At 66.2% G+C, this 17,386-nt stretch carries 16 protein-coding genes and 1 pseudogene; 13 read left to right on the top strand and 4 right to left on the bottom strand.

Going from position 1 to position 17,386, the window contains the following annotated elements; genetic code table 11:
* Positions 1-74: pseudogene (locus tag EET03_RS31120) on the bottom strand (IS607 family transposase); the annotation flags it as partial.
* On the opposite strand from EET03_RS31120, the gene EET03_RS32270 reads away from it, so the two are divergent.
* Complete coding sequence (locus tag EET03_RS32270; protein WP_082274809.1) at positions 46-288, top strand: PPE family protein, SVP subgroup; 243 nt, start codon at positions 46-48, stop codon at positions 286-288. The pseudogene EET03_RS31120 and the gene EET03_RS32270 overlap by 29 nt on opposite strands.
* A gap of 244 nt (positions 289-532) precedes the next feature.
* Positions 533-2,908, top strand: coding sequence for a lysylphosphatidylglycerol synthase transmembrane domain-containing protein (locus EET03_RS03535; protein WP_075544176.1), 2,376 nt, complete (start codon positions 533-535; stop codon positions 2,906-2,908).
* Between the two features lie 116 nt (positions 2,909-3,024).
* On the opposite strand, the gene EET03_RS03530 is transcribed toward EET03_RS03535, so the two are convergent.
* On the bottom strand, positions 3,025-5,667 hold the full coding sequence (locus EET03_RS03530; RefSeq protein ID WP_075544177.1) for a GH92 family glycosyl hydrolase: 2,643 nt from the start codon (positions 5,665-5,667) through the stop codon (positions 3,025-3,027).
* Between the two features lie 204 nt (positions 5,668-5,871).
* Between EET03_RS03530 and lpqN the strand changes: the two genes are divergently transcribed.
* The 3 genes from lpqN to EET03_RS03510 all read left to right on the top strand — a co-directional run bounded on the left by lpqN (position 5,872) and on the right by EET03_RS03510 (position 8,941).
* Positions 5,872-6,552: an envelope biogenesis lipoprotein LpqN gene (gene lpqN, locus EET03_RS03525; protein WP_099194319.1), complete on the top strand. Its 681-nt coding sequence runs from the start codon at positions 5,872-5,874 to the stop codon at positions 6,550-6,552.
* Between the two features lie 321 nt (positions 6,553-6,873).
* Positions 6,874-7,359, top strand: a complete 486-nt coding sequence (locus tag EET03_RS03515) for a hypothetical protein (protein ID WP_075544178.1) — start codon at positions 6,874-6,876, stop codon at positions 7,357-7,359.
* Between the two features lie 67 nt (positions 7,360-7,426).
* A complete protein-coding gene (locus EET03_RS03510) occupies positions 7,427-8,941 on the top strand; it encodes an alpha/beta hydrolase (RefSeq protein ID WP_075544194.1) in 1,515 nt (504 codons plus the stop codon).
* On the opposite strand, the gene EET03_RS03505 is transcribed toward EET03_RS03510, so the two are convergent.
* On the bottom strand, positions 8,916-9,686 hold the full coding sequence (locus tag EET03_RS03505) for a Mut7-C RNAse domain-containing protein (protein WP_075544179.1): 771 nt from the start codon (positions 9,684-9,686) through the stop codon (positions 8,916-8,918). The genes EET03_RS03510 and EET03_RS03505 overlap by 26 nt on opposite strands.
* 90 nt (positions 9,687-9,776) lie before the next feature.
* Between EET03_RS03505 and EET03_RS03500 the strand changes: the two genes are divergently transcribed.
* The 8 genes from EET03_RS03500 to EET03_RS03465 all read left to right on the top strand — a co-directional run bounded on the left by EET03_RS03500 (position 9,777) and on the right by EET03_RS03465 (position 16,819).
* Entirely contained in the window at positions 9,777-10,934 is a 1,158-nt protein-coding gene (locus tag EET03_RS03500; protein ID WP_075544180.1) for a CapA family protein, read from the top strand.
* A 75-nt stretch (positions 10,935-11,009) separates the two neighbouring features.
* Positions 11,010-12,125 (top strand): alanine dehydrogenase, encoded by a 1,116-nt coding sequence (gene ald, locus EET03_RS03495; protein WP_075544181.1) that lies wholly within the window; start codon positions 11,010-11,012, stop codon positions 12,123-12,125.
* A 133-nt stretch (positions 12,126-12,258) separates the two neighbouring features.
* A complete protein-coding gene (locus tag EET03_RS03490) occupies positions 12,259-12,573 on the top strand; it encodes an ANTAR domain-containing protein (RefSeq protein WP_063472533.1) in 315 nt (104 codons plus the stop codon).
* A gap of 115 nt (positions 12,574-12,688) precedes the next feature.
* Positions 12,689-14,053, top strand: coding sequence for a nicotinate phosphoribosyltransferase (locus EET03_RS03485; RefSeq protein WP_099193957.1), 1,365 nt, complete (start codon positions 12,689-12,691; stop codon positions 14,051-14,053).
* 334 nt (positions 14,054-14,387) lie between these two features.
* Positions 14,388-14,780 carry a hypothetical protein gene (locus EET03_RS30670; RefSeq protein ID WP_244232225.1) on the top strand — a complete coding sequence of 131 codons (393 nt, stop codon included), beginning with the start codon at positions 14,388-14,390 and terminating at the stop codon, positions 14,778-14,780.
* Positions 14,717-15,484: a carbamoyltransferase C-terminal domain-containing protein gene (locus tag EET03_RS03475; protein ID WP_208648986.1), complete on the top strand. Its 768-nt coding sequence runs from the start codon at positions 14,717-14,719 to the stop codon at positions 15,482-15,484. Before EET03_RS30670 ends, EET03_RS03475 begins: the two co-directional genes overlap by 64 nt.
* An 81-nt stretch (positions 15,485-15,565) precedes the next feature.
* Complete coding sequence (locus EET03_RS03470) at positions 15,566-16,000, top strand: CBS domain-containing protein (RefSeq protein WP_063472537.1); 435 nt, start codon at positions 15,566-15,568, stop codon at positions 15,998-16,000.
* Between the two features lie 441 nt (positions 16,001-16,441).
* Positions 16,442-16,819 carry a hypothetical protein gene (locus EET03_RS03465; protein ID WP_081255096.1) on the top strand — a complete coding sequence of 126 codons (378 nt, stop codon included), beginning with the start codon at positions 16,442-16,444 and terminating at the stop codon, positions 16,817-16,819.
* Positions 16,820-16,906: 87 nt separating this feature from the next.
* Here EET03_RS03465 and EET03_RS03460 read toward each other — a convergent pair whose 3' ends face one another.
* Positions 16,907-17,338 (bottom strand): DUF2267 domain-containing protein, encoded by a 432-nt coding sequence (locus EET03_RS03460; RefSeq protein WP_063472551.1) that lies wholly within the window; start codon positions 17,336-17,338, stop codon positions 16,907-16,909.
* Positions 17,339-17,386: the final 48 nt, after the last annotated feature.

Raw genomic sequence — 17,386 nt, 5'->3', positions numbered from 1 at the left:
AGACCAGCGCGAAACCAGCGATACGCAGTCACCCGCGCAACACCATTGCGCTCAGCCCACGCCGCCAGATTCATACCTTTGTTCCTACCGCACACCACTGACAACTACCGACCACTCAACCCGCAACAGCTGGCAGCCCCCTTGACCACCCTGCCGACCAGCGATGCCGCACCCGCGGCGATGCCCGGACTACCCGGAATGTCCTCAGCCGCAACGGGACGCGCCGGCGTCGTACGCCGATACGGACTCAAAATGACCGTGATGTCACGTCCACTTTCCGGGGGCTAGCTGCCTGGCGGGACGAGCGTGACGCGACGCCAGGTCGGCTCAGCAAGCACCACTACGGCGGCACCACGGCTGCGGCGCACCGCCGTGGGCAGTAACCCGCCGGGCCGTTCGTCACCGGCACGAGCCGACATCGGCCGGCGCATCCGCAATGGTTAAGTTGTCGACAGGACAGGCACGACCAGCACGACAAGCACGGCGGACAGCGCGGCGCGAAACCAGATCCGAAGGATCATCGGAAACAAATATGCGAGTTGACGGGCGCGACATCACCGTTTCCGGTAGCTTGCTGCCCCCGGTAATCCGGCGCACCAACGACATCATCCGGCTCACCCTGGCGGCGGTCTTCCTGCCCGCGGTGATCGCGAGTTCACTGTTCACCCGCCCCCAGTGGATCGCGCTGGAGAAATCCATCTCCGAGATCGTCGGCGTCCTGTCGCCCGCCCAGTCCGATCTGGTGTACCTGGTCTACGGCATCGCGATTCTGGCGTTGCCGTTCATGATCTTGATCGGCCTGATCGTATCCCGCCAATGGAAGCTGCTCGGTGCGTATGCGGCCGCCGCCCTCATGGCCTTTCTGCCGTTGTCGATCAACAGCAACCGCATCGCGGCACCGCGTTGGCATTTCGACCTGTCCGACAAGCTCACCACGCTGCCCGCCCAGTTCCTCGACGACCCACGCTGGATCGCGATGCTCGCGGCGGTGCTCACCGTCTCGGGCCCGTGGCTGCCGGCCCGCTGGCGGCATTGGTGGTGGGCGCTGCTCCTGGCCTTCGTGCCGATCCACCTCGTCATCAGCGCCATCGTCCCGGCCCGGTCGTTGCTGGGGCTGGCGGTGGGATGGTTCGTCGGCGCGCTGGTGGTCCTGGTCGTCGGCACCCCCGCCCTCGAGGTGCCGCTGGACGGCGCGGTCCGCGCGCTGGCCAGACGCGGATTCGTCGCCTCCATGCTCACGGTCGTGCGCCCGGGCGGACCCGGTCCACTGGTTCTGTCGGCGACCTCGACCGATCCCGAGTCCCGGGCAGCGGTCGAGTTGTACGGCCCGCATCAGCGCAGCGGCGGCGCGCTGCGGCAACTCTGGTGGAAGCTGCGGCTGCGCGGCTCCGAGACCGCGCCGCTGCAGACCTCCATGCGCCGCGCCGTCGAGCATCGCGCCCTCATGGCCATCGCCATCGGACAAGCCGGCGTCGCCAATACGTCGACGATCGCGTTGTCCGACCTCGAACGCGGCTGGACACTGTATGCGCACCAGCCCGTTCGCGGGATCCCCCTCGACGAGTGGACAAGCCAGACTCCGGTTGCCCAGGTGTGGAAATCGCTGCGCATCCTGCACGACCACCAGATCTCCCACGGAGACCTGCGCTGCAACGCGATCACAGTCGACGACGGCACCGTGCTGTTCGGCGGGTTCGGCGCCGCCGAATACGGGGCCACCGACGCCCAACTGCAATCCGACATCGCCCAGCTCCTGGTGACGACGACGGCGCTGTACGACGCGCAGTCCACGGTGACGGCGGCGATCGACGCCTTCGGCGCCGACACCATCCTGACGGCATCGCGCCGGCTTACCAAATCCGCAGTGCCCAAACGCATCCGCGAATCGGTAGCCAACACCAAGACCGTCATCTCCAACGCCCGCTCGGAGGTGATGCGCCAAACCGGCGCCGATCAGATCGAAACCCAGACCATCACCCGGTTCAGCCGCAGCCAGATCATCCAACTGGTGCTGATCGGCGCGCTGGTGTATGTCGCGTACCCGTTCATCAGCACCGTGCCGACCTTCTTCTCTCAGCTCAAACACGCGAACTGGTCGTGGGCGCTGCTGGGTCTGGCGGTGTCGGCGCTGACCTATGTGGGCGCGGCGGCGGCATTGTGGACCTGCGCCGACGGCCAGGTGAGCTTCGTGAAGCTGTCGATTGTCCAGGTGGCCAACACCTTTGCCGCAACCACCACCCCGGCTGGCGTGGGCGGGCTCGCCCTCAGCACCCGTTTCCTGCAGAAGAGCGGCCTGACCGCACTGCGCGCCACCGCGGCCGTGGCGCTGCAGCAATCGGTCCAGGTGATCGTCCACCTGGCGTTGCTGATCTTGTTCAGCGCCGTCGCTGGCACGTCGGCCGACCTCTCCCACTTCGTCCCGACCGCCACCGTGCTGTATCTGATCGGCGGCGTGGCGCTGGGCATTATCGGCACGTTTCTGTTCGTGCCCAATCTGCGGCGGTGGCTCTCGACGGAAGTGCGGCCCAAGCTCAAGGAGGTGTCGAGCGACCTGGCCGCGCTCGCCCGCGAACCGCGACGCCTAGCGATCATCCTCTTGGGTTGTGCCGGAACGACTCTCGGCGCGGCGTTGGCCTTGTGGGCCAGCGTCGAAGCCTTCGGCGGCGGGACCACATTCGTCACCGTCACCGTGGTGACCATGGTCGGCGGTACGCTCGCCTCGGCCGCCCCCACCCCCGGCGGCGTCGGCGCCGTCGAGGCGGCTCTGATCGGTGGGCTGGCCGCCTTCGGGGTGCCGGCGGCCATCGGAGTCCCCTCGGTGCTGCTCTATCGGGTGCTCACCTGCTGGCTCCCGGTGTTTCTCGGCTGGCCGATCATGCGCTGGCTCACCAAGAACGAGATGATCTGAGCGACCCGCACCCAGCCCAGCACCAGGCCCGCCAGGCAGACGACGAGCCAGATCACGATGAGATGGCGTTGTCCGGGTGATGGTCGCACGCCTTCCCAACGGGTAACCCGGCTTGCCTATCCGTTCGACTCCGTATCCATGACCACGACGAGCACCACCGAACTCCGGTTGCTTTCACCCACCGTGGTGGTCAGATACACCAAGTAGTACTCCTCGGGCACCGCCTGCGACACCGTGATCGCCACGTTCACCGATGCCGAGCCATCGTTGGCGAATCGCCCGGATGTCGGGGCCACGGTGATCCCGCCGACCGTGGAGATGCCGGTGATCGCGTAGTCGCCGGCGCCGTCGATCATCCGCTGCGCGTCGAGTGTGACGGTCCCCGTGGCTCCCGGCGCGATCGTGACGATAGGCCGCGGGATATTTACCGTCACCGCCGAACTGCCGGCGCCGAACGACGGCGGCGCGGCGGACGGGGCGGTGCCCCATACCTTGTCGGGGTTGGCCGCGAGCGAGAATGCGACGTCACCGCCGGTGCGGATGATCGACTCCGGCAGAAACGTCTTGTCGGTGGGCCGCCCGTCGATGGTCAGGCCGCTGATGTACTTCATCCGGCCGGGCGCGGATGCGCCTGGCGCGGAGATCCGGATGGATTTGCCTGCCGGAAGCGCGATTACGGCACGATCGAACAACGGTGTGTTCACGGTGAGGATCGAGGTGCCGGGAGTGCTCGGATACAGTCCGAGTGCCGCCCAGACGTACCAACTGGACATCGCACCGAGATCGTCGTTGCCCGGCGCCCCGTCGGGCGTGGCCGAGAACAGCCCGCGCACCCGGTCGACGGTGTGCTGGGTCTTCCACGGTTGTCCGAGGTAGTTGTACAGCCACGGCACCCCGAAACCCGGCTCGTTGCCGGCCCACAGGTAGGGCTGGTTGGGGCCCACGTTGAGCTTCTTGGTGAAGCGATCGAGCCGGTCGACCACCGCCTTGCGGCCACCCAGTGCGGTCACCAGGCCGGCGACGTTGTGCGGCACCCACCAGAGGTATTGCTCGGCGTTGCCCTCGTCGAATCCGTCCTGGCCGAAGCCATCCGGTGTTTCCACAAACCCCGGTCCGTAGCGGAAGAACCCGGTCGCGCTGCGCGGCGAGATATAGCGGGTGCTGGGGTTGAAGAGGTTCTGCCAGTATTGGGCCCGGTTCTGGAATTCGGCGGCGGTGGCGGTGTCGCCGAGCGCCGCGGCGAACCGGGAGATGGTGAAGTCGTCGACCGACCATTCCAGCGTGATCGAAGCCCCGGCGATCCGGCCGTCGGTGCGAAACTCCGCCGTCTGGGGCCCGTAACCCAACTGCAGGTAGGTGGCGATTCCCGGGCGCTCCACGTAGCCGCCCAGCCCGACACCGCCCTCAGTCGCGCCCCGCACCATGTAGCGCAGCGCCGTGTCGACGTCAAAGTCCTTGCCGCCAAACATATATAAGTTCACGATGAGCGGTACCACATTGTCCCCCGTCATCATGCCGGTCGCCGAATTCGCCAGGGCCCAGCGCGGATACGACCCGCTCTGCTCGGCATCGTTGACGAGCGATTGCGCCATGTCGCCGGCTTGCTCGGGGAAGAGCAGGCCCTGCAGGGGAGCCAGACTGCGGTAGGTGTCCCAGTCGGAGAAGTTGGCGTATTGGGTATGTCCTTGGGCAACAGTGTGGATGAGACCATCGAACCCGAGGTAGCGACCGTCCGCGTCGTTGAATGTGTTGGGGTGCAACAGTGACCGGTAGAGGCAGGTGTAAAAGGTCGTCACCTCAACGGGATCCCGCCCGGCCACCCCGATGCGCGACAAGGCGTTGTTCCATTCTGTCGCGGCGGCCGCGCGAACGTCGTCGAAGCTTGCGCCACCCTCGGCGGCGAGGTTTGCCCGGGCTCCGTCGATGCTCACGTAGGAGATCGCGGTCCGCACTTCGAGCACCGAGCCGGCCGGAAACTCCACGTACCCCCCGCTGTACCGGGACTGCGCCCGGCGGGCACCGGCGTACACCGCATAGCCGTCCCAGGTGCCATAGGAGGTGAACGGCCTGCTGAACTGCATGGCGAAGTACACCGTGTAGGTGTTTTTCTTGCCGCAGAACCCTCCGCTGGTGGCCCAACCGGTGATGGTGGTGTTGTCCGTGGCGATCTCGATGGCCGCGCGGGAGTTTCCGGCGAGTGAAGCGCCCGAGCGCACCCGGAACGACGCCGGACGGCCGTCGCGCGGGTAGCTGAACCGGCCGAAGCCGGTGCGGGTGGTGGCGGTGAGTTCGGCGGTCACCCCGGTCGCGGGGAACCGCACCGTGTAATAGCCGGGCACCCCCACCTCGGTGTCGTCGTGGGTGATCCGCTCCGCGGCGCGCCAGGGTTGCGCGCCGAGTGCGGTCGTGGTCGGCAACATCGAAATGTCGCCGAAGGCAGCGCAACCCACCGAGGCGTGGGTCATGCTGAACCCGGTGGAACGCGAATTCTGGTACTGGTAGCCGGCGTAGGTGTGGGTGGTGTCCGGTGAGTACTGCACCATGCCGAACGGCACCGACGCGCCGGGGAAATTGTTGATCTCACCGACGATCTCGCCGCCGGAACCGGTGCCGACGAGCGTGTCGACGTGGTCGACCGGATTGGCGACGAAGGTCGGTTCACCGTCGTAGGCCGTGGGCGAAGCCGCAATCAACGGCACGAAAAGACCCAGCACCGCGACGAGTGCCACCAGGGCCCGCAGCGACCTCCGTGACCGCATAGCTGTCTCTTACTGCACACAATGCCCTCCCGTGGCAGTTTCGAGGCGATTGACACCGACAACCGGCCGGAGATTTCCGCTGGTGCAACCGGAATGCGTCAAAGTCGTGCACTGATACCGGCTGCGTTTCGTGCGGGTTCGGCTAGTCTCAGTGCCGACGTCGCCGGTGCAGGTACCGGGACCCAGATTCGGGAGATGCAATATATGAAGCACCTGACCGCGGTAGTCGCAGTCGCAGCGGTGAGCCTGGCACTGGCCGGTTGCGGCTCAAAGACCGAAACCAAGGTCTCCACGTCCACGTCGTCGACGACGTCGAGCTCCACGTCGACAACATCCGCGTCCTCGACCAGCGCGACACCGGGAGCGCAAGCCAAGAAGACCATCGCCGACTATGTCACCGAGAACCGCATCACCGAAACCCCGGTCCACCTGGGCGATCCCGGCTCGCCGACCATCAATTTGCCGATGCCCAACGGCTGGCAGACAGCCAACGACAGCAGCGCCTCATACGGCGCCATCGTCTACAGTCAGCCGGCCGACCCCAAGGACCCGCCCACCATCTCCGCACTGGTCTCCAAACTCACCGGCAACGTGGACCCGGCGAAGATCATCGAGTATGCCCCCGGCGAACTGCAGAACCTGCCGGGATACCAGGGTTCGGGCAATGGATCCGCGTCCACACTCAGCGGTTTCAATGCCTGGCAGCTGGGCGGCAGCTACGTGCGGGACGGCAAGACGCGCGCCGTCGCCCAGAAGACGGTGGTGATCCCCGGTCAGGACGCGGTTTACGTGCTTCAGCTCAACGCCGACTCACTGGAAAGCGAGCAAGGCCCGTTGATGGATGCGACCAACGTGATCGACGAGCAGACCACGATCACGCAGTAACGCAGTAGCTGGCCAGCGCCTGGCCCGCCGGCGGGAGCCGGTGAGCCAGGCGCTGGTGCGTCACGTGTGGCGCGAGACGACCGGCCTGCGGCGGCGTACCCACGCCGGAATCGCATGGCTTCCACTGTGGCACAACACCATCGGCGGCAGTCGACAGCACGCCTTGCCCCCCGCACCGACCGGCAACGAAATAGCCGGGCCCCGCCAAACCCAGAACTGCTCGTGACGACCCTGGGTCCCTAAGTCCCTCACCAGCGGACCGGGCAAGGAGAGTGCGGCCAAACCCCCCGCTACCGGCCCGCATTGCCCTACGGTATTGGCATGACAGAACAGTCGTACGCGGTGGACGTCGGGCACCCGCCTTCGGCCCTGCTTCGGGCCGTCAACCCGGTTCTTGGCTTCCTCCTGGGCACTCCGCTGGCGGGCCCGATACGCAAACAACTGATGGTGCTGAACTTCACGGGGCGAAAGACGGGACGGCAGTTTTCACTTCCGTTGAGCGCCCATGTGATCGACAACGAGCTGTACGCGCTGACCGGCGCCGGGTGGAAGCAGAATTTCCGCGGCGGCGCGCCCGCGCAGGTCGTCTACGACGGTAAGACGACCGCCATGCGGGGCGAGCTCATCCGGGACCGCGAGGTGGTAACCGATCTTTTCCTGCGCTGCGCCCAGTCCTATGGCCCCAAGCGGGCCCAACGGATGATGGGGCTGAAATTCCGCAACCCGCGGATCCCAACACACGACGAGTTCGCCGAGGCGGTCGACCGGTTGAAGCTCGCCGCGGTCAAATTGACCCCGGCCCGCTAACCGTCGCGTCATAGTGCGAAACCGGCTGCGTGCCAGCATCTCTGACGGCTCGGCCGCAACAAGGTCGATGCTATCGGTGGCGCTGGCCGCAAGCCTGCTCGCAGCGTGCGGCGGAAAACCCGGAAAGAGCTTCTACGAGGCAGCGCCGTGTCCGGTGCCGAACTTTCCCGGGGTGCCGCAGGCCGACCTCGGGGCGAACTACAGCTGCGGATATCTCACAGTGCCGGAGAACCGCCTCGATCCGAAGAGCCGGACGATCCGGTTGCTCGTCGCCCGGGTCAAAGCGGTCAGTGACAAGCCCAAACCCGACCCCATCGTCTTTCTGGCCGGGGGTCCCGGCGGCGCCGGCACGCTGAGCGCACCCGGGGTGGTCGCCCGCGGAATGAACGCCGACCGAGACATCATCTTCGTCAACCAGCGCGGCACCGTCCACAGTGATCCGCACCTGAGCTGTCCGGAAATGGACGACTTCACCGCCCGGGCCGTGGACTTGGCCTTCGAGGCTCCGCAGACCGCAGACCTGGACGCGGCTGCCGTCGCCAACTGCCGGAACCGGCTGGCGTCCAAGGGTTTTGACTTAGCGGCCTACAGCTCCCGGGAGAACGCGGCCGACGTCGCCGACCTGCGGGTTGAATTGGGCATCGACAAATGGAACGTCTACGGCGTCTCCTACGGCACCGACCTGGCCCAGCAACTCCTGCGGACACATCCCGACGGCATCCGGTCGATGGTCTTGGACTCGGTGGTGCCGTCGGCTATCAACATCGTCGACCGCTGGTGGGAAGCCCCCGCCAGTGGCCTGGCCGCGATCTTCCAGGCGTGCGCCGATCAACCCGGGTGCGCTGCGGCCTATCCGGACCTGGCCACGGTTCTCATCAACGTCGTCAACAAGTTGAGTCAGGCACCGCTGACGGTCGGCAGCACCGGTCCCAACGGCGATCCGGTTCAGGTCATCATCGACGGGTTCAAAGTGATTCCCCTGGTGCTCGATTGGAGCGCCGACCGGGCTAAAGTCACCGACATCCCGCGGATGATATTCGGCCTCGCGAACGGCGACGGCACCCTGGCAGCCGCCGGTATCGCCGCGACCGCCCCGCCACCCGCGCAGCGGGGGCTGCTCGGCGCCGGGCTGGCACTGGGGACCTACTGCCAGGAGATGGCGAACTGGACCACGCCGGGGCAGGCCCTTTCCCAGGCGCGCTCAGCGATGCCTGGGCTGCCCGATTCGGTGCTGCGGATCGCGCCGACCGGAAGCTGGATCTTCCGCGAGTGTGGCGCGTGGGGGCTCGGCAGGTCCGATGCTGCCGATCGTCTTCCGGTGGCGAGCGCGGTCCCCACCCTCATCCTGTCGGGCACCTTCGACTCGAGCACCGCACCCAAGTGGACGAACGACATCACCCCCGGGCTCAGCAAATCCGTGGTCATGCGGGTCCCCGGCGTGGGCCACGGCGTGCTGCCCACTTCCGCCTGCGCCCAATCGATCATGACGGCGTTCCTTACCGAGCCGAACCGCGACGTCGATCAATCCTGCATCCAGCAAACCACCGTGCCCACCTTCAGTCTCCCGGAGCCGCATCGGTAGCCAGCCGGTCGAGGAGCCTTTCGACCTGGCGGACCAGTCGCGCATGATGTGAACCGGCCCAATAGATCCGGCCGCAGTCCAGGCAGCGGTTGAATTCCTGGTAGTAGCGGCGGGTCAGCGGCTCGAGACGGTCTATCACCTCGTCCTTGGAGACCGCGGCCAGCCTGCCGTTGCATCGCACGCACCGGGTGAACGGCGCCAGCCGTTGTCGCAAGTCCAGTCGCCGGATCACCTCGAGCGTCTGCTCTTCCGGATTCTGGGAGTGGACGAACAACCCATGGGTGACGGCGCGGCGCTTCAACAGCCCGCGGTCGCGGGTCAACAGGATTCGCTGCTGCGCCACGCTGACGTCAACCAGCGCCGGATCATCGGCGGCGCTTGACCACCACACGTCCAATCCGAGCAGTCGAAGCAGCCGCGCCAGCCGGCCGAGATTCACGTCGACGACAAAGCGCGGATTACGCAACGGCACCGGACGCAGTCGACTCGTCGACTCGATGTCGAGGGCCTCGAACGTCGGGTAGGCGGCAATGCGATCACCGGTAGCCGGCCGGTGGCTGAAATCAGCAGGGTGACCGTTCACCAGGATGAGATCGACCTCGGTATGCGGAATGCCCATCGCCTCCAGGACATCCTTGACCGTCTGATGGCTGCGGAACGGGCGGCGCACGGTCAGACCGCGCGACTCCGGGTCGACGAAGTCGTTGAGTTCGGCGTAGGCCCGCACATCCACATAACCGACCACTCCTGATGTTCTACCGCTTGCGGAGCACCGTGTCGGTCTGTAGACCGAAGTGCGGGTGTTCCGATTGGCTGTGGGCGGCGGTGGTCCAGCATGGTCTCTGATGTGGTGACCACGCTGCTGGGCGGCGACGTCATGCTCGGCCGTGGCGTCGATCAGATCCTGGCGCACCCCGGCCACCCGGAATTGCGTGAACGGTACCTGCGGGATGCGACGGGGTATGTCCGCCTGGCCGAGCGGGTGAACGGGCCGATTCCGCGTCCCGTCGATTGGCGGTGGCCGTGGGGTGAGGTGCTCGATGTCCTCGACGACGTCGGCACCGACGTCCGCGTGGTCAATCTGGAGACGACGATCACCACCGGCAATGAATTCGCAGATCGCAAGCCGGTGTGTTACCGGATGCATCCGGATAACGTGGCGGCGCTGACGGCGGTGCGACCGGACGCGTGCGCACTGGCCAACAACCACATTCTCGACTTCGGCTACCAGGGGCTGACCGACACCGTCGCGGCCCTCGCCGCCGCCGGCATCCGGGGCGCCGGGGCGGGCCCCGACCTGCCCGCCGCTCGCCGCCCGGCGGTGGTCACGGTCAGCGACCGGCACCGCATCATCATCGGCTCGGTCGCCACCACATCCAGCGGTGTCCCCGAATCCTGGGCCGCGCAACACAACCGGCCCGGTGTCTGGCTGGTTCGTGATCCGTCGCAACGCGAGGCCGCCGACGACGTCGCGGCGCAGGTGCTGGCCGGCAAAGGCGACGGCAAAGGCGATGGTGTCACCGTCGTCTCGGTGCACTGGGGATCCAATTGGGGCTACGCGGTAGCGCCGGGTGAAATCGCATTCGCACACCGACTGATCGACGCCGGCATCGATATCGTGCACGGCCACTCGTCGCACCATCCCAGGCCGATCGAGATCTACCGCGGCAAACCGATCATGTACGGGTGCGGTGACGTCATCGACGACTACGAGGGCATCGGCGGGCACGAGTCGTTCCGTGGTGACCTCAGGCTGCTGTATTTGGCCTCCACCGATCCCGCGACGGGAAAACTGCTCTCGCTGAAGATGATTCCGCTGCGGGTCAAGCAGATGCGCCTGCACCGAGCCTCCTCGGCCGACACCGAGTGGTTACGCCGCACCATCGAACACGTCAGCCGCAGGTTCGGGATTCGGGTCACCGCCGGGCCCGACGATCTGCTCGAGGTGTCCTCAGCCGGGGACACCCATTCCCCGGTAGCGGTGCGGGGCTGAGGCCGCACCACTGCCGAGGCGGCAGCACCTGCCGGATAGGGTCGTCGGCGTCATTGACCAACCTCAGGAGTTGCCATGCGAGTCGGCGTCCCGACCGAGACCAAGAACAACGAGTTCCGCGTCGCCATCACCCCGGCCGGCGTCAGGGAACTGACCCGTCGGGGCCATCAGGTCACCATCCAGGCCGGCGCCGGTGAGGGATCGTCGATTCCCGACGCCGACTACGTCGCGGTCGGCGCCCAGATCGCCGACGCCGCCGAAGGAGTGTGGGCCGACGCAGAGCTGCTGCTGAAAGTCAAGGAGCCCATCGAGATCGAGTACGGGCTGCTGCGCCGCGGGCAGATCCTGTTCACCTACCTGCACCTTGCCGCGTCGTTGCCGTGCACCGAAGCGCTGCTGCGTTCGGGGGTGACGTCGATCGCCTACGAGACGGTGCAGACGGTCGACGGCGAGCTGCCGTTGCTGGCCCCGATGAGCGAGGTCGCCGGTCGGCTGGCCGCCCAGGTAGGGGCCTACCAGCTGATGAAGCCGGCCGGCGGACGCGGCATCGTGATGGGCGGGGTGCCCGGTACCGGGCCGGCGGATGTCGTCGTGATCGGCGCCGGCACCGTGGGCTACAACGCGGCGCGAATCGCCAGCGGAATGGGCGCACACGTCACCGTCCTCGACGTGAATATCGAACGGCTGCGCCAACTCGACGCCGAGTTCGGCGGCCGGATCCGCACCCGGTATTCCACCGGACTCGAACTCGAGGGTGCGGTCATGCGGGCCGACCTGGTGATCGGCGCGGTGCTGGTGCCCGGGCGCAAAGCCCCCAGCCTCGTGTCGAATCCGCTTGTGGCGCAGATGAAACCGGGGGCAGTGCTGCTCGATGTCTCGATCGACCAAGGCGGTTGCTTCGAGGACTCCCAGCCCACCACCCACGACGAGCCCACGTTTCGTGTGCACGACACGGTGTTCTACTGCGTGGCCAACATGCCCGGCGCGGTGCCGCGGACCTCCACGTTCGCGCTGACCAACGCGACGCTGCCCTATGTGCTCAAGCTGGCGGACCAGGGCTGGCAGGCCGCATGCCGGTCCGATGTCGCGCTGGCTAACGGCCTGTCCACCCACGAGGGTTTGCTGCTCAGCGACGAAGTGGGCACCGACCTGGGGGTGCCGTTCACCGATCCGGCGCAGCTGTTGAGCTGACCGGTCGGGCGGCTTCGGCCGGTCGGGCCGGCACCGGGTGCCCTTAGGCCCCACGTTGATGGGCCTTATGACTCTGCCCACACCACGACACCGCTGGCCACTATCGAGAGCATCGCCAACAAGGGAGCACACGGTGGAACTACGACAGACCGACCGCGCGCGCGATGCTCGCCGCGGTGGCCAGCGAAGGCTCGGCGCCGCCGAGGGTGTGCTGGTTGCGCTGCGGCATTGCAGCCTCGACGAGGCCTTCACCGACATCGTGCAAACGGCCAAGCAGCACAATGTGGCCCCGATGGAATTGGCCCACGGGTTGGTGGCGATCGCCGAGAACGACGTGACGTACGACGTTGACGACGCGGTCATGGCCGCCGTGAGCCGCGCCTGGGGCGACCTGTTGGCCAGGTCCGGGAAGGATCGGTACGGCGAACCCGCGCCGCAATCGCACTAGCCGATGCCGGTGGCGCCACTGGCCTGCCAAATTAACTGGACACCAATGATGTTCGAGGTTCTCGTCCGCAGGCGTGGACGTTACGAGTCGAGAGGCAGAGGGTAACCGGACAGCCATGGCGATCCGTCAGGACATCGGGGCGCTGTTCACCGACCTGTATCAGGTGGCGATGGCGCAGGCCTACTGGACCCAAGCAATGTCGGGCACAGCGGTTTTCGAGACGTTCTTCCGCAAGCTCCCACCGAGCCGGTCGTACATCGTCGCCGCCGGCTTGGCCGACGTGATCGACTTCCTCGAATCGTTTCGATTCGACGAACAGGATCTGGACTACCTGCGCGGCCTGGGCCAGTTCTCCGACGATTTCCTGCGGTGGCTCGGCGGCGTGCGCTTCACCGGAGAGGTCTGGGCGGTGCCGGAAGGAACCGTGGTCTTTCCGAACGAGCCGATTGTCGCGGTGATCGCGCCGATCATCGAAGCGCAGCTCGTCGAAACCTTTGTGCTGAACCAGATTCACCTGCAAAGTGTCCTCGCGAGCAAGGCCGCGCGGGTGGTCGGCGCCGCGCGCGGACGGCCGGTGGTGGACTTCGGCGCCCGGCGCGCTCACGGCGCCGATGCGGCCCTGAAGGTCGCGCGCACCAGCTACCTTGCCGGTGCGGCCGGCACGTCGAATCTTCTGGCGGCCCGCCACTACGGGATTCCCGCGTTCGGCACGATGGCCCACAGCTATGTGCAAGCCTTCGACAACGAGATCGACGCCTTCGACACGTTCGCCCGTCTCTACCGCGGCACCACGCTGCTCGTCGACACCTATGACACGCTGCGCGGCGTCGATCGGGTCATCGAGCTGGCGCGACGACTCGGCGATCGCTTCGACGTGCGGGCGGTCCGGCTGGATTCGGGAGACCTCGGCGCACTGTCGACGGCAGCGCGCGCACGGCTGGACGCCGCGGGTCTCAACCGGGTCGAGATCTTCGCCTCGTCGGGCCTCGACGAGCACCGCATCGCCGCGCTGGTGGCTGCAGGCTGCCCGATCGACGGCTTCGGCGTGGGCACCAACTTGGTCGTCGCGGCCGACGCGCCCGCCCTCGACATGGCCTACAAGCTGGTGGAATACGACGGCATCGGCCGCACCAAGTTGTCCAGCGGCAAGGTGATCTATCCGGGACGCAAGCAGGTATTCCGCAGCCTCGAGCATGGGGTCTTCACCGGCGATCTGCTCGGCCGGCACGACGAAAAGCTGCCCGGCGAGCCGTTGCTGGTACCCGTGATGAGCAACGGCCGGCGCATCGCGCGGCACCTGTCCGACTTGGGGGCCGCGCGCAACCGGGCCCGCCAGCAGATCGACGCGCTCCCGTCGGGGCTTCGCTCACTCGAGGACGCCGGCGACGCGTATCCGGTGGTCGTCAGCGACGCGGTGGTGAGCGAGCTCGAGCGGATACGGCACTCCGGCACGGCAATGCGGGGGTTGCAGCCGAGCTGATCCGGTTTCGGCCACAAAAGGGACGTCGACGCGGTGGCCGTCAGCTTCTCACGAGCATTCGCCGACGGATACGCGCGACGGATGACACTGGAAGATACCCGCGCCACCGAGCGTGACGGCGTGTCCTGGATCGCGGGCCTGTTCCGTCGCCACCTCGGGTGGGAGATCGCCCCCAAGTTGCGCTTCTGCGCACACCACGAGGCGCACGCGTGGAGCGCGTTGCGGTGTGCGCCCTTTGACGAGTCGCTGATTCTGGTGCTCGACGGGATCGGGGAGGACGGCACGGGGTGGGCACGCCTCCGGATTGGTCGCCGACGGGGGCCACCACGGTCCGGTGATCCGGCGCACCTTCACGCTGGAACAGTCGCTCGGATTTTTCTACCATCGGATGATCGGTGTCGTCGGATTCGGGGTTTTCGAAGAGTGCAAGGTAATGGCGCTCGCCGCCGACGGTGACGCCGGGGTCTATTGGGATCTGTTTGCCTCGACGTTCGAGCTTCTGCCCGGCGGGGACTACCGGCTCACCACGCCCGCAGCACAATTCGAACGGCTGTCCAGTGCGGGACTGATCGCGCGCGCCCGCCGCCGCAACACCCCGATGAAACGTTGGTGCGCGGACTTCGCCGCCGCACTGCAGCGCGCGCTCGAGACCATGGTGCTGCCGTGCGTGACCGCATCAACCGCGTACTCAAGGGGCGTGAGCAGTTTCGCCCGCTCGCGCCGGTAGTGCAGATCGAGCGCGCCGCGGAATGGTTCGAGCTGCCCGCCAGGCGCACAAATCTGGCGCATATGAATGTGGTCGTCGAGGTGCGGCCCGACCGGCGCGCGGCCCTCGGAGGCGTGACGCACGTCAACGGAAGCGCACGCCTGAAGACCGTTGCGCGCGCCGATAATCCCCGGCTTAGGGACCTGCTTGAGGCGTTTGGCGAACTCACCAGCGTGCCGGTCCTCATCAACACCTCGTTCAACCGTGCGGGAGAGCCGCTCGTCGACTCGCTGATGCTCGGTGCGTGTACCGGATTGTTCTCGTTCTTGCCGCCGCTGGCCGTGCTCTTGCTGCTGTGCGGGCTCATCGGGTTGGTCTACGGGCGGGTCGCGCCGATCTACAACTACGTGGCGCAGATCAAACCGCCGCCGCGGGGCCGCGTCGTCGGTGTCATGACCTCGCTATCGTATGCGGCCGGCCCGGCCGGGTACCTGCTGGCTGGCCCACTCATCGAAACCACCGGAATGCGTCGGACCTTTTTCGTGCTGGCCATCCCGATGATCATCGATCGGCGCGGTGGCGGTGCGACTGTCCTCGCTGCGGGAGCTGGATCCCTCCCCGGAGACATCGAGCGGATGACGGCGGTGCCTCAGGAACCGACTCACCCATCGGCGCGGCACTGTTCCGGGCCCAACGTCGTCGCCGCGAAGGCCCAATGGCCCTAGAACGGCGCGATCGTCATCCCTAGATTTCAGGCTGCCGCAACGTCGAAAACCTGGCGTTACCGAAGTTGAAGGAGGAATGCCATGAGCACCGCCAAAGACATCATGCACACCGGAGCGACCTGCGTCGGCGAACATGAGACCCTCGCCGCTGCGGCCCGGCACATGCGTGATCTGGGTGTGGGCGCCCTGCCGATCTGCGGGGACGACGACCGCCTGCACGGCATGATCACCGACCGCGACATCGTCATCAAATGCATTGCCGCCGGCCACGACCCGAACACGATGACCGCCGGCGAACTGGCCCAGGGCAGCACCTATCACGTCGAAGCCGACGCCAGCATCGAAGCGATGCTCAACGTGATGGAAGAGCATCAGGTGCGACGGCTGCCGGTCATCGAGGATCACCGGCTGGTGGGCATCGTCTCCGAAGCCGACATCGCCCGGCACTTACCGGAGCACGCAATAGCCCAATTCGTCAAAGCGATCTGCGCGCAGCACGCAATCACCAGCCGCTGACCCCTCGGTAGCAGATGGCAAGCTATGAGTGTTCATCGAAGACGAGAAGTCGCCCGCCCGTGAACCGAATGATGGACACAGCGAGGCCTGGGAAGTGAGGAGCATATGGTTGCCCACCCGCAATGCGCACGCTGCAGACAGCCGATTGAAGCCGGATGGCTCTACATCGCCGTACATCGCCGCGGCCAAGCCGCAACGTCCGAAGACAGCGCAGTTCTCATCCATGTGCCCGGCGAATGTCCACGGCCCGGGGAACACGTTCCGCCAAGCTAGCCAGTCGCCCGAGTCGCTGAACAGGTGCGCCGAAGGGGCTTAAGGCAGGCACAGGCGATGCTAATGTGTTGTCCGACAACGCTTCTGGAGGAGGAATGAACAGCGGGCGTGGCCGTGGCGACATTGCGTCATTACAGCAATCGGTGATTCATAGAGAGGGCAACACCAATGGCTGAGCACGCCACGGAACAACAGAAGCCGCAGAAGAAGACCAGCGCCAAGAAGACGACCGCCAAAGCAAAGAAGGCCGTAAAGCACCCCGTAGCCAGGAAGGCGGGGCAGAACGCAACGGCGAAGACAGCAGTGGAACGCGGTGCGAGGATTCTGGTCCTTACCGATGATCCCCGCAGGAGCGTCGTGATTGTGCCCGGTTGCCACATCGATTCCATGCGCCAAGAAGGCGACGCGTACTTCTTCGAGGACGGCAATGCGCTGGTTGGGATGATCGTCGAGGGCGGCACGGTTGAGTATCACCGTGCCGACCGCACATATGTCGTGCGGCTCACCGACGGAAGGCATACGGCTAAGTCATCTGCCGAACGTTGATCGGCGCGTAGATCGACCCTGTTTGGAAGGTCGGCGGTGAAATACTTCCGACCCAGAACTTTATACGCATCCGAAGTTCTGCCGCGACTACGCCTGCGGCTGCAGCAGCACCCGGATTTCGTTCGGGAGCTGATCCAGAGCCTTGGCCACCTGGGGGGGTGGCAGGAAATGCAGTAGAGCGGCGGTAACCGCACCAGCCGCCTTGTCGACGTCCCTGAGGGAGATGTTCGCCTCACGGGCAAACCGGGCAATGTAGGCCTCAGCGTTGTACTTCACCGGGACGCCGCCGGGATCCCAGCCCGCGTAGAAGACACCCCTGATCAAGTCCGGCAGTTGGGCCGCAAAGTGCGCGGCCGCCTCCACTGGAAGCCGATCCCGAAGTGTATGCAGCCATGCCCGCAGCACTCCATAGGCGAACTCGCGATCATCGGTGTCGAATTCATTGGCCACTTCGTTAACCCACGTATGCGCAACATGTATCGCATGGTCCAGCGCCGAAACCTTCGTATTGGCGGGCATGACTACCTCCTCGCGTCTGTCTCCAGCACACACCGGCTGCCATTCCAC

It is taken from the genome of Mycobacterium innocens (assembly GCF_900566055.1).
Lineage (GTDB): Bacteria > Actinomycetota > Actinomycetes > Mycobacteriales > Mycobacteriaceae > Mycobacterium > Mycobacterium innocens.
Note: the sequence above shows the minus strand (reverse complement) of the source record. Positions and strands in the feature narration are given on the sequence as shown.

What these genes read in the sequence shown, in the direction of transcription:
- EET03_RS03470 (WP_063472537.1), top strand. Translation starts at nt 15,566, where the DNA reads ATGAGCACCGCCAAAGACATCATGCACACCGGAGCGACCTGCGTCGGC.
- EET03_RS03535 (WP_075544176.1), top strand. Translation starts at nt 533, where the DNA reads ATGCGAGTTGACGGGCGCGACATCACCGTTTCCGGTAGCTTGCTGCCC.
- EET03_RS03465 (WP_081255096.1), top strand. Translation starts at nt 16,442, where the DNA reads ATGGCTGAGCACGCCACGGAACAACAGAAGCCGCAGAAGAAGACCAGC.
- EET03_RS03500 (WP_075544180.1), top strand. Translation starts at nt 9,777, where the DNA reads ATGGTCTCTGATGTGGTGACCACGCTGCTGGGCGGCGACGTCATGCTC.
- EET03_RS03530 (WP_075544177.1), bottom strand. Translation starts at nt 5,667, where the DNA reads ATGCGGTCACGGAGGTCGCTGCGGGCCCTGGTGGCACTCGTCGCGGTG.
- EET03_RS03460 (WP_063472551.1), bottom strand. Translation starts at nt 17,338, where the DNA reads ATGCCCGCCAATACGAAGGTTTCGGCGCTGGACCATGCGATACATGTT.
- ald (WP_075544181.1), top strand. Translation starts at nt 11,010, where the DNA reads ATGCGAGTCGGCGTCCCGACCGAGACCAAGAACAACGAGTTCCGCGTC.
- EET03_RS03515 (WP_075544178.1), top strand. Translation starts at nt 6,874, where the DNA reads ATGACAGAACAGTCGTACGCGGTGGACGTCGGGCACCCGCCTTCGGCC.
- lpqN (WP_099194319.1), top strand. Translation starts at nt 5,872, where the DNA reads ATGAAGCACCTGACCGCGGTAGTCGCAGTCGCAGCGGTGAGCCTGGCA.
- EET03_RS03485 (WP_099193957.1), top strand. Translation starts at nt 12,689, where the DNA reads ATGGCGATCCGTCAGGACATCGGGGCGCTGTTCACCGACCTGTATCAG.
- EET03_RS03510 (WP_075544194.1), top strand. Translation starts at nt 7,427, where the DNA reads ATGCTATCGGTGGCGCTGGCCGCAAGCCTGCTCGCAGCGTGCGGCGGA.